Genomic DNA, 14,340 nt, shown 5'->3' on the forward strand with positions numbered 1-14,340 from the left:
TGCTCTTTCTCCTTTTTATTAATATCTATCTAATATAAATACTTTAATCCATATCCTTTTGCAAACATAGGATGACAAACGCTAAATTTTGAATGGTTCAATATATTTGTTCTATAAAACATTAAAAATATGACCTTAGATGGTAAAAACATAAAACTACGCGCGCTAGAACCAGAAGATTTAGAGTTTTTATACGAAATAGAAAACAATGAGTCTTTTTGGGAAGTAAGCCACACACAAACGCCTTTTTCTAAATACGTTTTAAAACAATATTTAGAAAATGCACATTTAGATCTTTTCGAAGCCAAACAATTGCGCCTACTAATTGAGGAAATATCTACAGAGAAACAAATTGGTATGATTGATCTTTTCGATTATAATCCGCAACATAAAAGAGCTGGAATCGGAATTTTAATTCATCCAGATTTTCAGCAAAAAGGTGTTGCTTTAGAAGCTTTATCTGTATTAATAGCGTATGCTTTCAGACATTTAAATTTGCATCAATTGTATGCAAACATCACTAGTGAGAATAAGAAAAGTATTGCTGTATTCACCAAAAAAAATTTTAAAAAAGTGGGTGTAAAAAAAGACTGGATTTTTTCTGATAGAAAATTTAAAGATGAAATACTATTTCAATTGATAAAAGAGTAACTTTACAGCCTTTTAAAATTTATACGATTGAACAAGAAAAATATATTTAGAATTGTAGCTGCTCTTTTTTTAGTGGCTTGTATGATTGGTTTTACTTTATACCAAAGAATTTTTTCCGACAATGTTCTTAAAGATGGCGAAATCTTTATCGGAAAGTCAGATACTATGGCGCAATTAGATGCGAAAATAGCTCCTTTTTTAGAAGATTTTAATTCTTTTACATGGGTTAAAAGTCAGAAAAAATTTAAGAGTACAGAAGCAGGCAGGTACCTTATAAAAAAAGGCATGTCTAATAATGACATTGTAAATATGCTTAGAATTGGAAGGCAAACCCCTTTAAAAGTTTCTTTCAACAATCAAGACACTTTAGAAAAATTTGTAGAGAGAATTGCAGAACAATTAGAAACAGATTCAATTTCTTTGATGAATGCTTTCAAAAATGAAAAATTTCTAAAAGAGAATGATTTAACAGAGAAATCTGTTTTACAAATATTCATTCCAAATACCTATGAGTTTTATTGGACGGTTTCAGCAGAAGATTTTAGAACAAAAATGCTGGTTGCCTATAAAAGATTTTGGAACAAGAGCCGGTTAGAAAAAGCAAAAAAATTAAATCTATCAAAAGATGAAGTAATTATTTTAGCCTCTATTGTTCAAAAAGAAACTGCACAAAAATCTGAAAAACCTACAGTGGCTGGTTTGTATTTAAATAGGTTAAAAAAAGGCTGGCCGCTGCAAGCAGACCCAACAGTAATATATGTAATCAAAGAACAAAAAGGGCAAGATTATGTAGTAAAAAGAGTATTAAATGTAGATTTAGAAATTAACTCTCCTTATAATACCTATAAAAATACAGGGTTGCCTCCTACGCTAATTTCTATGCCAGATCAAATAACAATAGATGCTGTTTTAAATGCAGAAGACCATGACTATTATTATATGTGTGTAAATGTAGAGAAATTAGGTTATCATGCATTTGCTAAAACCTTAGCACAACACAATAGAAATGCCGTTAAATATCATAATTGGTTAAATGATCAAGGGGTTAATAGGTAGAAGTTGGAAGATAGAAGTTGGAAGTTGGAAGTTGGAAGTTGGAAGTTGGAAGTTGGAAGTTGGAAGTTGGAAGTTGGAAGTTGGAAGTTGGAAGTTAAAATAACACAATCAAATGATCATTATAAAAAGTAAAAAAAACATATTTTTATATGTGTTTTTTTTTAGTACACTCATTTTACAAGCACAAGCATCTTCATTTTTAAAAAAATCTGATACTTTACATACCAAAAGAAGAAACGCAATCATTATAACTAAGAGTGTTTTAACAACTGGAACACTATTAGCGCTCGATCAACTTTGGTATAAAGATTATGAACGTTCTAGTTTTCATTTTACGAATGACAATGCAGAATGGAAACAAATGGATAAAGTTGGTCATTTGATGACTTCGTATCATCTAGGTAAACTTGGTATGGAAGCTTTGGATTGGGCTGGAATTTCAAAAAAAAATCAATTAATTTATGGCGCAACCTATGGTTTTGCTTTTTTAACAGCTGTTGAAGTTTTAGACGGTTTTTCTAAAGAATGGGGCGCTTCACCTGGAGATATTTTAGCAAATGCTGCAGGAACTGGTTTATTAGTTGGTCAGGAAATTTTATGGAATGAGCAAAGAATTACCCTTAAATATTCCTTTCATCAGACCAACTTTGCCAAACAAAGACCAAATACATTGGGTGAAAATTTTATTCAACAGACTTTAAAAGATTATAATGGGCAAACCTATTGGATTTCTGCAAACATCTGAGCTTTTAACAAAGAAAGTAGTTTCCCTAAATGGTTAAATATTGCTTTTGGTTATGGCGCTGAGGGAATGTTGTATGGAGAAACAAAAGCTGCTAACCCTGTGTCGAAAGATCCTTACCGGCAATTTTATGTAAGTTTAGATTTAGATTTGACAAAAATTAGTACAAATTCGAAATTCCTACAAACCGTCTTTTCTGTTGTCAATTTCATAAAGATTCCAGCTCCAACACTCGAAATTAACACCAAAGGACAAATAAAATTTCATTATTTGTATTTTTAGATAAATTTAACATATTGATAATCAGGAAGTTTTAAAATGTATTGTAACTTTGCAACCGCAAAACAGAAAAATACAATTTATCAAAAATAAAATACTTTTACTAAGTCTCGTTTTACTTTTTATCAATGCAACTTCAATTGATAAAAAAGATATTTCAAAATCAGAAACGGTTTCGAAAACAAAAACAAATTTTCCTAAATTTATAGGAAATGACCTTCTTTACTTAAAGAGAGATTTTGTTGCTTTTAAAGAAGCTGTTGCTTTTAAAGAATCGCAAGGAAAATATACGGTTGTAAATACTTTAGGATATTTAGGGAAATACCAATTTGGTCGCACAACTTTACAAAGATTTCGAATTTACAATACACAAGCATTTTTAAAAAATCCTGAATTACAAGAAAAAGCCTTTGTCGCTTTATGTAAAGTGAACAAATGGATTTTAAGAAAAGACATACAACGTTCTGTTGGTAAAAATATAAATGGAATTAAAATTACCGAATCTGGTATTCTAGCAGCTGCGCATTTAAGTGGTGCAGGAAATGTAAAGAAATTCTTACGAAGTAATGGTTCTCAACATTTTGCAGATGCTTATGGCGCAACCATCCAATCTTATTTAAGAAAATTTGGTGATTACGATGTTTCTAATATTGTAGCAAATAAAAATGCAAGAGTTTAGAAGATTTTAAATAAGAACTCTTTTATTTATGAATAGTTGCTTTTTATGAATTTCTATTTCTATAGGATTGTTAAAATAAGTGAAACCTCCGTTTACTTCTGAATTATAAAAATTGCAGGTTTTTTATGTAAATCTGGTGTTTGATGTTTCCAATCTTCCATCGATAATGTTTTTATAAATTCTGAAGACAGCGTAATGTCTGCAGCAATGCATAAATTGGTGGATGGTGTTAAGGTTGCTTTTAAATCTGCAAACATCTTTTCGTTTCTATAAGGCGTTTCTATAAAAATTTGAGATTGATTTTTATCCTTAGATAATTTCTCTAAATCTTTAATAGCTTTTTTTCTGTCTGATTTATCAATTGGTAAATAGCCATTAAAAGCAAAGTTTTGTCCGTTCATACCAGAACTCATCATTGCCATTAAAATAGAACTTGGCCCAACCAAAGGTACCACTTGAATGTTATTTTCATGCGCCAACTTTACAATACTTGCTCCAGGATCTGCAACCGCTGGTACGCCAGCTTCTGAAAGTAAACCTACATGTATTCCTTCTTTACAAATATCTAAATATGTACTGGTTTCGATATCTTCAGCATATTTATCTAAAGACATTAAGTGTAAAGAGGATTGTGATTTTTTGGGTGAAATTTTTTTGATAAATTTTCTCGCAGACTTTTCACTTTCTACAATATAATAATCAATTTCTTCAACTACCTTTTTTACTGACAAAGGCATGACCTCTAAAGGTTCTGTATCTCCTAAAGTTGTGGGAATTAAATAGAGTTTGCCAATCATGATTTTTATTTTTAGACTCGAATCTTTATCAATTTTCACTGATAAAACATACATTATTTATTTTCTGATAAAATTATTTGCAATAATATCACAAGCTTCGTTTAGCATTTTATAAACTTTTTCGAAACCTTGACTTTCGCCATAATAAGGATCTGGAACTGAAAAATTTTGATCTGGCTGTGTTTCGTTCAGAACCATTTTTACCTTTTGATGCTCTTCTGTGTTTCTAGCTAACAAAATAATATGTTGATAATTGCTATCATCCATTGCATAAATAACATCAAAATTATCAAAATCTTTTACCGTAAACTTTCTTGCTTTTTGAGTTGTAATATCAATGCCGTATTTTCTAGCAACTTCAACAGAGCGTTCATCGGGAAGATTCCCTACATGATACGCAGCTGTTCCTGCTGAATCTACAAAAACTGCATCTGTACTCACTTTCGATTGCAAAATACCTTCTGCTAGTGGCGAACGACAAATATTCCCCAAGCAAACCATCAATACTTTTTTCATCAAAAAAAAATTTGAGCTTTTTAAGCGTCCGTTTAGAATGTTAACTTCTTAGTTAAGTCGTCAACGTATTTTCTAAATTGTTTGTCGGTTTCTGTTAGATTGTCTACTGTTTTACAAGCATGTAAAACGGTGGCATGATCTCTTTGCCCAATTTGATTCCCTATACTTGCCAAAGAAGTCTTTGTTAATCTTTTTGCAAAGAACATGGCCAATTGTCTCGCTTGTACAATATGACGTTTTCTGGTTTTAGATTGTAAAGTAGCAACATCCATATCAAAATATTTAGAAACTTCTTTCTGAATATAATCAATTGAGACTTCTTTCTTTGTATTCTTTACAAACTTATCTACAATCTGTTTTGCCAATTCTAAAGAGAATTCTCTTCTATTAAAAGAGGCTTGTGCAATCATAGAAATAATAACACCTTCTAATTCTCTAACGTTAGATTTTATATTTTTAGCAATATATTCTACAATATCTTCTGGCATTTCAACACCGTCTCTAAACAATTTGTTTTGTAAGATAGAAATTCTAGTTTCGTAATCTGGTGCTTGTAATTCTGCAGACAATCCCCATTTAAAACGAGATAACAAACGCTGTTCTATGTCTTGCATATCTACAGGTGCTTTGTCTGAAGTTAAAATTACTTGCTTTCCATTTTGATGTAAATGGTTAAAAATATGGAAGAAAACATCTTGTGTTCCTGCTTTTCCTGATAAGAACTGAACATCATCAATAATTAACACATCGATCATTTGATAAAAATGAATAAAATCATTTCTGGTGTTCGATTTTACGGAATCTATAAATTGTTGTGTAAATTTTTCCGAAGAAATATACAACACAGTTTTATCTGGATATTTGTCTTTAATATCTACCCCAATTGCATGTGATAGATGCGTTTTTCCTAAACCTACTCCACCATAAATTAATAACGGATTAAAAGAAGTTCCTCCTGGTTTGTTTGCAACTGCCATACCAGCAGAACGCGCCAACCTATTAGAATCTCCTTCTATAAAGTTTACAAAATTATAGTTCGGGTTTAGTTGAGATTCAATTTTTACTTTTTGCAATCCTGGAATTACAAACGGATTTCTTAATTCTCTTTTATTTGATTCTAAAGGAACGGTAACTCTTTGAGGTTTTAAGGGATCTCTATTTGAGCTAGGAATTTTAACAATTTGCGGTCTATTGCTGCTGTAATTGTTTTCCATTTTTACATCGTAAATCAATTTGGCATCATTTCCTAGTTGTCTTACCAATGCAACTCTTAATAATTTAATGTAATGTTCTTCTAACCATTCGTAGAAAAATTTACTTGGCACCTGAATCGTTAATGCCTCTCCTGAAAGTTTTACAGGTTTGATAGGTTCAAACCAAGTTTTATATGCTTGTGGTTTAATATTGTCTTTGATAAAAGACAAACAATCATTCCAAACAGAGTCAGCAGTTAAAGTCATTTATTGTTATGGTACTATTTTGAGTTATTAAATCGGATATCACAGCGTTTTTTATCCACTTCCTTAGGTTATACAAAAGTGTGAATAAAATTCAGTATAAAAAAATCAATTTGCTATTGATTATTAATTATTTTTTACGTAAAATGCTTCTCTAAATTCTGTCTACAAAAATTGAAAAAATCATCAACAAAAACTAGAATTCGATATTCTGAAACTGATCAAATGGGCATTGTCTATCATGGCAACTACGCACAATTTTTTGAACTCGGTAGAACAGAATGGTTACGTTCTTTAGGGGTTACTTACAAAGATATGGAAATCAGCGGAATAATGCTACCTGTAATTTCGTTAAAATGCAATTTTATAAAACCGGCGTTGTATGATGATGTTTTAACCATAACTACTTTTCTTAAAAAAAAGCCGATGGTTAAGATTGAATTTGATTATGAAATTAAAAATCAAGAAAATGAATTAATTTGCACAGGAAATTCTGTGTTGGCTTTTATGAAAATGAAAACGATGAAACCCACTCGTTGTCCAGATTATTTGTTGAAAAGTTTAGGATTCGATTAAATAGCTGATTTTTTTATTCTACCTACTACAAGTAATCCAATTCCGAGACCAATTAATAATGCAGAGATAAAATCATTTTCTAATGTAAATTGAATAATAATTCCAATTACTAATGCCATTAAACCTATAATTCTTACTTTATTCATGTTTTTTAAGTCTTAGTGCGTTCCGCATTGAATGCCAATGTTAACACTGAGATGTGTCGTTTCAATGATTTATATAAGTAGTTAGCGAAGTTATAAGGAAATACCTTTAGAATCAAATTAAATACTACTCCAATTTCTTCACCTCTACCTTATATCAATTTTCAAAAATTTTAAAAATACTTTTTGCATCATTTTTGAATGACTTTTCATTAACTCATCAATTTTCTTACTTTCACCCATTGTTTTAACATATCTCTTGCATCTTGCGCTGGATACCCTAACACCGTTTTACCTGCCTCTACGTCTGCTATAACGCCAGAACCAGCACCAACTGTTGCACCAGAATGTATGGTGGTATGGTCTTTAATAGATGCGCTGCCGCCAATCATAACTCCGTCACCTAACGTAACAGAGCCCGCCAATCCACTATGTCCTGCCATGATACAAGAACGTCCCATGACACTATTGTGTGCAATTTGTACTAAATTGTCAATCTTGCAACCATCGCCAATAATGGTGGCACTAAATTTTGCTCTATCTACACAAGAATTTGCGCCTATTTCAACAAAATGCCCAATAATAACATTTCCTATTTGAGGAATTTTAACCAAACCATTCCCATCTGCACTTGGTCTGTAACCAAAACCATCTGCCCCAATGCTTACGTTTGTATGAAAAATACAATTGCTGCCAATAATACAACGTTCTCGAATAACAGTACCAGACCAAACAATCGTATTATCACCAATAATGGTTTCATCAAACACACAAACATTTGGATATAAAGTTACCTCTTTTCCTAGTTCGACGTTCTTACCCACATAACAATTTGGACCAATTTTACAACCTTTTCCAATGATAGCTGTTTCGTGTATTACAGCTGTTGGGTGAATATCTGTATCAAAAACTGGAGGCGGAGGATTAAAAAGTTCTAATATTTTAGCCATTGCCAAATCGACATTACTGACTATAATAAAGGCACGATTTTCTCCTGGCTCAATCTTACAACTAATATTTACCAAAGCAGCACAAGCTTTAGAATCTGACCAAAACTTTGTATATTTATTACTTCCTATAAAAGTAATTTGATTTTTATTTGCTTTTTTTATTTCTTCTGGACCGTTAATTTTTCCTGTAGTAATCCCTATCAACTTTCCGTTTAAAATATTGTTGATTTCACTAATTGTATAAGACGTCATTTCCGCTTTTATTTTTTGTAAATCTAATAGAAAAAATTAACTACAAAATATTTTGAGATTAAAATCAAAAGAAAATTATTTATTTTACAATTAAAAACCAACTAATTAACTTAACATCAACTTTATACAGGTTGTCAAAAATTCCAAAAATACTTTTTGCATCATTTTTTCTGACGGAAATAATATATTGGCAATCCATTTCTAATTTTTGTTGGTACTTTCAATATTTTTCTATCTTACTCACAAAGTCAAGCACAAAATATTTAACAGCATCCCAATTAGTATATTCATGGTCTTTAGAAGTGTTCGTGTTCCCACCTTGTTTTTTTGCAATCATTCTCATAATTAATCGTCTAAAATAATCGTATTTGGTATACTTTATTGCACCTGCAATATGATTGATTTCTCTTGCCTGCCAGCCTGTTTGTTTTAAAAATTTCTCAGCAATGGCATTGGCCTCCTTATGTTCCTCATCAATATCAGATGCAACTGCCAAGCATACAGAAAAAAATGCGGAAGGCTTTTTATTAAGTATATCTTTATTTTGCAAAACATACTCATAAATAGAACTTTGATATTTGTGCATGTGTATTGAACTTCCAATCAAAGCAACATCAAAATCATCTGGTTTAGGAGGTTCTTCTGTTGCATCCGCAATTACCACTTTATGATTTTCATCTTGAAGGATATCTTCCATAAATCGGGCAATTTTACGAGTTTGCCCTTCACTTGTGCCATAAATAATAAGTATTTTCATTTTATAATTTTATGTAGTCTCAATAGTGGTTTTCTCTTAATAATAAAGGCGACAAAAATCCAAAACCCGATAGAAAGAAGGGCATAATAAATAAAAAGAGAGATACCTAACTGAGAGATATTGAAGATAAAAAATGTGAATGTTGTTAACGTTGCATGTAAAATTATGGGAGGAATTAAACTGAGTGATTTATCATAAAGCCAAACGATAAGTATACGTACAGGTATTAAACCTGCATAATGGAAAAACAAACCAGGTAAAAATATTGATACATCTAAATTGCCCAAACGATCACCAGATCCCCAAAAAACAGGAAGAAAATGCCATGCTCCCCAAAATACACCAATGATTAAACCGGTCTTTAATACGCCATATTTTTCTCTTAGTTTAGGAGTTGCAAAACCAGACCATCCTAATTCCTCAAAGAGCCCACCACCGATTATTCCGTAAGCTAATCCACTTAAAATGAGTGTTAATTTATCATCTGCAGTAATAATGTCTGGAATGTATACTTTTGAAAATTGATACAAAATAAGAAGAGAAATAACTGAAAGTAATGGTACGACAAATAGAGCTATTAGATATGTTGAACTTCTTAAGCGCCATTTCATCAACTTTTTAAACAACTCGCTAAATTCCGTTTTGCCTTTGGTTAGACCAATCATAATAAAACCCGCAATACTAGGCCCTAATAAATATGGAATCATTGCAATTGGAAGCCATTCATCAAATTGTTCTTTGGCGGCAGGAAGTCCTGTTTGGTTTGTAATAATCAAAATTCCGCTCCAAGAAATCATAAATGTCAAAGTAAAAAAGAGTGCAACAGAGTTTTTTTTTATGTATTCTCTCATAATTATCTACAACCATTTTGTCTATTAAACATATCGTTTCGTAGGTGTTAATTCTTCTTTACCAAAAATAAAATGATTGGATATTCTTTAAAATGATAATTATCATCTTAGCTATTAAAATCTCGGTGCCTCTTTAAATACAATTCAACTTAAAGCCAAGTTAGTATGATGTCACTTTAATAATTTCTATTAAAATCAAGCTGCATTTTACTCCAACTTCTTAATGAAAACCTTATACAGGTTGTCAAAAATCTTAAAAATACTTTTTGCATCCTTTTTTCTGACGGAAATAATATATTGGCAATCCATTTCTAATGTCTGACTGACGATTTCAATATTTTTCTCTTTGATGATTCTCATAACGGCGTTCATCAAATCGTAATTAAACGTCAGTTTGTATTGAACATTAATTGTCTTTTCTAAAATGGCTGAAGCTTCTAAAGAAAGTTGAGCAGACCTTTTATACGCTGAAATTAAACCACCAACACCTAGTTTTGTTCCGCCAAAGTAACGCACAGAAACAATTAAAATATTGGTGACTTCAAATGATTGGATTTGACCATAAATGGGCAAGCCTGCAGAATTGTTAGGTTCGCCATCATCATTTGCTCTGTATTGAGTTTTTTCAATGCCTATTTGATAGGCATAACAAAAATGACGTGCAGTATGATGTTTTTTTTTAAGCTCTTCTAATTTCTCTTTAACATCCTCTTCAGACAACACAGGAAAAGCATATCCAAAAAATTTGCTTCCTTTTTCTTTAAAAAGGGTTTCCTCAGATGGTTTTTCAATGGTTTTATAGGCGTCTTCTTTCATTTAAGCAATTTAACCATTTCTTTTACAAAATGGTTAAATTTAAAAGATTGACCACATAAAAATATAGAAAGCATTGTTAATTGTTTAAATATTTTAATTTAAAACTTTAAAAATAAACCACTCTATTAGCAGACTAAAAGTCTGCCTCGTGAAATTCGCTAAATTCAATCAAATTAGGTGAATCAATTAGTGAATTCGTGGCTAAAACATTTATAGAAACTAAAGTAACTTCAATAAAATTGCAGGGTTTTAACCTTTAACTAGATAATAAAATTAAGCAATAGTTACCAATACAATTCCTAAAACAGCCAAAGCGACTCCGATTTTATTTTTGAAACTGAATTTTTCTTTAAATAACAACAAACCAACCAAAGTAGATACAATTACAATTGCCACATTATTTATGGTAAATAGCGTTGAACTTTCAAAATTTTTGTTCTGTAATGCTTTTATCAAAAAAATGATAGAAAAATAATTTGGAACTCCTAAAATGATTCCTGCAATTATATTTTTCAAACCAAAAGGCGTTCGTTTTTTTATAGACTTGATGACTAAAATAATAAAAGCAAAAATAGCCGCAATACCGAATAAACTCCCAGAAAAAATAGAAATATCTTCATCTAAAACATGATTTGTCTGCACGTATTTTAATAAAGTATCTATAGTTCCTGAACCCAAAAATAATAAAATGGGAAACATTAAGGTGCCTTTTTTTTCTGATTTCTCTTCTTTTACAGAAGATAGATATACCGCAACCAACGCGATCACAATACCTACTATTTTTAAGAATGTGACCGATTCATTGTATAAAATAATTCCAAAAAAAACAGGAACTACCACAGACATTTTACCTGCAATAGAAGTTACAGAAACTCCATTTTTTTGAGCCGTCATTGCCATTACAAAAAAGATAGATACAAACAGTGCTCCTAGAATTAACGCGCCAGAAAACCAAGGTTCTAAATAGATTTCATTTATTGGTATTTGCCTTTCTGCCAATAAAAAGCCCATAGAAAATGCAACAATATAGTTTACAAAGATTGCTTTTAAAACGTCTATTTTATAGATACCAAAATATTTAAATATGACAAATAATCCTGTTGAAAAAAGGACACTTAGGAGTAGAAAGATCAAAATAAAGGGCTGTTTTTTGTGAATAGTTGTGTTACATCATCTTTTAACGGATTCAGGTTCCAAACGTGAATGTCCACTAATTTTGCTGCATCTGTGTTTTCTTTGGTATCATCTATAAACAGTGTTTCTTCAGCTTTTAAACTGTTTTCATGTAACACAAATTTGTAAATATCATGATTGGGTTTTCTCATTTTTATTTCATGAGATAGATAAAATTGCTCAAAACAATTTTTAAAGGCATTGTACAATGGCATTCCCCAATTGTCTTGAATCCAAGAAATATGCAGATCATTTGTATTGCTTAACAAAAACAACCTATACTTTTTAGATGCGGCCAATTCTTGAATAAATTTGAATCGACTTTTTGGAAAATCTACTAAAATAGAATTCCATGCTTTTATTATTTTTTCTGGAGAAATTGCTAATTTTTTCTCAAAAAAAAGTAAAAATTTTTCTGTAGAAATCAACCCCATTTCATATTGATGTAAAATTGGATAGATTTCTTCAGACTCTTGAAAAATATTTAGGTTTTGTAGTTCTTTAGCAAACCGTTTTTTATCTAAATTGATAAAAATGTCTCCAAAATCGAAGATGATATTTTTAATCATTTCTATATTTTTTTAAAACATTACTTTGGATGTTTTCTACGGTGTAATTTTTATTGATTTTCGGTGACTTTATGCCCGTTTTAAAAGTATTTTCTCCGACAAAAACTAAGGCTTCGTCCCATAAATCTTCATCTATAAACGTTTGTAATGTTTGTGCCCCACCTTCCACAATTAAAGATTGAATATTGTGTTTTTGCAACACATCACATATTTGTTGTGCCAGATTTTCTGAAAAATCTATGGCTTCAAAAATCACAGAATTTCTTGATTCTTTGTGCACTATTTTGGTTTCCGTAATTACTATCGTTTTTACACTTCCATCTAAAACATTTGCCGTTTTAGGAATTCGTAACGTTCTGTCTAAAACAACTCTTACAGGATTTTCTCCCGTCCAAGATCTTACATTCAATTTTGGGTTGTCTGCCAACGCCGTATTTGTTCCTACTAAAATTGCATGTTCTTTGCTTCGTAATTTGTGCACCAATTGTTGTGAATATTGATTTGAAATCCAAATGGGTTCACCCTGAAGTTCTTTCTGAACTTTATTAAAACCTGAAACAAATTCAGGATACAGAAAGCCATCCTTTGTTTCTGCCCATTTTAAAATAATAAAGGGCCTGTTTTTTTCTTGAACCGTAAAAAAACGTTTGTGATGTACTTTACATTCATCCTCTAAAACCCCCACAATTAAATCAATTTCTGCGTTTCTTAAACGTTCAATTCCTTTTCCAGCAACCAAACTATTAGAATCTACAGTACCAATTACAACTTGTTTCAATCTATGTTGCACAATTAAATCTGCACAAGGTGGTGTTTTACCAAAATGGGCACAAGGTTCTAAAGTTACATAAATAGTAGCTTCATTTAAAACAGTTTTATTCTTTACAGCGTTAATCGCATTTACCTCTGCATGATTTCCACCATAAGGCGAAGTAAACCCTTCTCCAATAATTTTATTTTGATGTACAATTACTGCGCCAACTGCAGGATTTGGACGCGAAGTCCCGAATCCGTTTTTGGCAATTTGCAAACAACGCTGTATGTAAAATTCGTGATTGATAGCTTAAAATTTTATTTTTAATTCTTGTGTTTTATCAATTAAAAACTCTTTTTTAAACCCAAAGACTATATATTCTAAATTCCCTTTAATTCTAACATTTACTTTGTTGGTAATTAAAGAATTTATCAAACCTCCTAAAAGACCATCTTTATTAGAAGTTAAAAGGTTTTTAGTAGGAATATGCGCTATTAAAGGAATAGAAAACTCATCTCTTGCAGGTACCTTAAATTCATCTGAAAATACCTGTGCCACTTCTGCCCCATTTACAAGAACTTTAATTTCATCTGTAGAAATTTTTCCACCAACATCATTGGGGTTTTCAAAAAAAGCGTCTGCTTTTAACTTTATAGTGTCTGCAGCATAACTAACTATTGTTATGTTGTCTACTTTTATAAAAATAGGTTCTTTTTGAACAGAACAACTATTCATTAATAAAACGAATATCAAAAAATATACTGCATTTTTCATCAAAAAAAATTAAAAAATTAGGTAACTTGCTCCTGCAAAAATACAGTAATAAATGACACATGAGGATTTTATCATTAGAGAAATAAAACCTGAAGATAATAAAGAGCTTTCTGAAGTAATTAGAAGTGTTATTTTAGAGATGGGTGCCCCAAAAATTGGTACAGCTTATGAAGATAAAGCTACAGATAAAATGTTTGAAAACTACCAAAAAGAAAACGTCGCTTATTTTGTAGTAGTGCATCAAAATAAAATTGTGGGTGGTGCGGGCATTGCAAAGTTAGATAATTGTGATGATAATGTCTGTGAACTTCAAAAAATGTATTTTTTGCCAATGGCGAGAGGAAAGGGTTTGGGCACTAAATTAATTTCTAAATGCTTAAGCAAAGCAAAAGAATTTGGTTTTGAAAGTTGTTATTTAGAAACCATGCCGTATATGGAAGCTGCTCAAAAATTATATAAAAGAAATGGTTTTTTAAATATAGAAAAACCCTTAGGAAATACTGGCCACTACTCATGCAATGTGTGGATGCTTAAAAAAATTTAAAAAC

At 31.0% G+C, this 14,340-nt stretch carries 19 protein-coding genes; 7 read left to right on the top strand and 12 right to left on the bottom strand.

The genetic code is table 11. The features are described from left to right. Nucleotides 1–129: 129 nt before the first annotated feature. From Q0998_RS14495 to Q0998_RS14515, 5 genes are all read left to right on the top strand, one after another. A complete protein-coding gene (locus Q0998_RS14495) occupies nt 130–651 on the top strand; it encodes a GNAT family N-acetyltransferase (protein WP_299670995.1) in 522 nt (173 codons plus the stop codon). Between the two features lie 27 nt (nt 652–678). Beyond that, nucleotides 679–1,707 carry an endolytic transglycosylase MltG gene (gene mltG / locus Q0998_RS14500; protein WP_299670996.1) on the top strand — a complete coding sequence of 343 codons (1,029 nt, stop codon included), beginning with the start codon at nt 679–681 and terminating at the stop codon, nt 1,705–1,707. After that, nucleotides 1,685–1,810, top strand: a complete 126-nt coding sequence (locus Q0998_RS14505; protein WP_299670998.1) for a hypothetical protein — start codon at nt 1,685–1,687, stop codon at nt 1,808–1,810. Before mltG ends, Q0998_RS14505 begins: the two co-directional genes overlap by 23 nt. 9 nt (nt 1,811–1,819) lie before the next feature. Continuing rightward, complete coding sequence (locus Q0998_RS14510; RefSeq protein ID WP_366943656.1) at nt 1,820–2,452, top strand: DUF2279 domain-containing protein; 633 nt, start codon at nt 1,820–1,822, stop codon at nt 2,450–2,452. Between the two features lie 328 nt (nt 2,453–2,780). Continuing rightward, a complete protein-coding gene (locus Q0998_RS14515; protein WP_299671000.1) occupies nt 2,781–3,407 on the top strand; it encodes a peptidoglycan-binding protein LysM in 627 nt (208 codons plus the stop codon). Between the two features lie 92 nt (nt 3,408–3,499). Here the strand turns inward: Q0998_RS14515 and Q0998_RS14520 are convergent, their stop codons facing one another. From Q0998_RS14520 to dnaA, 3 genes are read right to left on the bottom strand one after another with little or no spacing between them, the layout of a single operon-like run. Next, on the bottom strand, nt 3,500–4,204 hold the full coding sequence (locus Q0998_RS14520; RefSeq protein WP_299671002.1) for an SAM-dependent methyltransferase: 705 nt from the start codon (nt 4,202–4,204) through the stop codon (nt 3,500–3,502). A 57-nt stretch (nt 4,205–4,261) separates the two neighbouring features. Continuing rightward, nucleotides 4,262–4,720 carry a low molecular weight protein-tyrosine-phosphatase gene (locus Q0998_RS14525; protein WP_299671004.1) on the bottom strand — a complete coding sequence of 153 codons (459 nt, stop codon included), beginning with the start codon at nt 4,718–4,720 and terminating at the stop codon, nt 4,262–4,264. Nucleotides 4,721–4,752: 32 nt separating this feature from the next. Further along, a complete protein-coding gene (dnaA, locus tag Q0998_RS14530; RefSeq protein WP_299671006.1) occupies nt 4,753–6,180 on the bottom strand; it encodes a chromosomal replication initiator protein DnaA in 1,428 nt (475 codons plus the stop codon). A 171-nt stretch (nt 6,181–6,351) separates the two neighbouring features. On the opposite strand from dnaA, the gene Q0998_RS14535 reads away from it, so the two are divergent. Continuing rightward, nucleotides 6,352–6,753, top strand: a complete 402-nt coding sequence (locus Q0998_RS14535; protein WP_299671008.1) for a thioesterase family protein — start codon at nt 6,352–6,354, stop codon at nt 6,751–6,753. Here Q0998_RS14535 and Q0998_RS14540 read toward each other — a convergent pair. The 9 genes from Q0998_RS14540 to Q0998_RS14580 form a co-directional block, all read right to left on the bottom strand. Continuing rightward, nucleotides 6,750–6,899 carry a hypothetical protein gene (locus Q0998_RS14540; protein ID WP_299671010.1) on the bottom strand — a complete coding sequence of 50 codons (150 nt, stop codon included), beginning with the start codon at nt 6,897–6,899 and terminating at the stop codon, nt 6,750–6,752. The two genes, Q0998_RS14535 and Q0998_RS14540, sit on opposite strands and share 4 nt — an antisense overlap. Nucleotides 6,900–7,108: 209 nt before the next feature. Further along, a complete protein-coding gene (gene lpxD, locus Q0998_RS14545) occupies nt 7,109–8,098 on the bottom strand; it encodes a UDP-3-O-(3-hydroxymyristoyl)glucosamine N-acyltransferase (protein WP_299671012.1) in 990 nt (329 codons plus the stop codon). Between the two features lie 220 nt (nt 8,099–8,318). Beyond that, the gene (locus tag Q0998_RS14550; protein WP_299671014.1) at nt 8,319–8,855 is read right to left on the bottom strand and encodes a flavodoxin domain-containing protein; all 537 of its coding nucleotides are present in this window, start codon (nt 8,853–8,855) and stop codon (nt 8,319–8,321) included. Further along, the gene (locus Q0998_RS14555; RefSeq protein ID WP_299671016.1) at nt 8,852–9,706 is read right to left on the bottom strand and encodes a CPBP family intramembrane glutamic endopeptidase; all 855 of its coding nucleotides are present in this window, start codon (nt 9,704–9,706) and stop codon (nt 8,852–8,854) included. Before Q0998_RS14555 ends, Q0998_RS14550 begins: the two co-directional genes overlap by 4 nt. Before the next feature lie 207 nt (nt 9,707–9,913). Then, nucleotides 9,914–10,522 (bottom strand): YigZ family protein, encoded by a 609-nt coding sequence (locus Q0998_RS14560; protein WP_299671018.1) that lies wholly within the window; start codon nt 10,520–10,522, stop codon nt 9,914–9,916. 273 nt (nt 10,523–10,795) lie between these two features. Further along, nucleotides 10,796–11,656 carry an EamA family transporter gene (locus Q0998_RS14565; protein WP_299671020.1) on the bottom strand — a complete coding sequence of 287 codons (861 nt, stop codon included), beginning with the start codon at nt 11,654–11,656 and terminating at the stop codon, nt 10,796–10,798. Next, nucleotides 11,653–12,264, bottom strand: a complete 612-nt coding sequence (locus Q0998_RS14570; protein WP_299671022.1) for an HAD-IA family hydrolase — start codon at nt 12,262–12,264, stop codon at nt 11,653–11,655. The genes Q0998_RS14565 and Q0998_RS14570 overlap by 4 nt, the downstream gene beginning before the upstream one ends. After that, nucleotides 12,257–13,324: a bifunctional diaminohydroxyphosphoribosylaminopyrimidine deaminase/5-amino-6-(5-phosphoribosylamino)uracil reductase RibD gene (ribD, locus tag Q0998_RS14575; RefSeq protein WP_299671144.1), complete on the bottom strand. Its 1,068-nt coding sequence runs from the start codon at nt 13,322–13,324 to the stop codon at nt 12,257–12,259. The genes Q0998_RS14570 and ribD overlap by 8 nt, the downstream gene beginning before the upstream one ends. Before the next feature lie 3 nt (nt 13,325–13,327). Continuing rightward, a complete protein-coding gene (locus tag Q0998_RS14580; protein WP_299671023.1) occupies nt 13,328–13,792 on the bottom strand; it encodes a hypothetical protein in 465 nt (154 codons plus the stop codon). Nucleotides 13,793–13,844: 52 nt separating this feature from the next. Here Q0998_RS14580 and Q0998_RS14585 point away from each other — a divergent pair, with 52 nt between their 5' ends. Next, nucleotides 13,845–14,336 (top strand): GNAT family N-acetyltransferase, encoded by a 492-nt coding sequence (locus Q0998_RS14585; RefSeq protein ID WP_299671025.1) that lies wholly within the window; start codon nt 13,845–13,847, stop codon nt 14,334–14,336. Nucleotides 14,337–14,340: the final 4 nt, after the last annotated feature.

Source organism: uncultured Polaribacter sp. (assembly GCF_947501385.1).
Classification (GTDB): Bacteria; Bacteroidota; Bacteroidia; order Flavobacteriales; family Flavobacteriaceae; genus Polaribacter.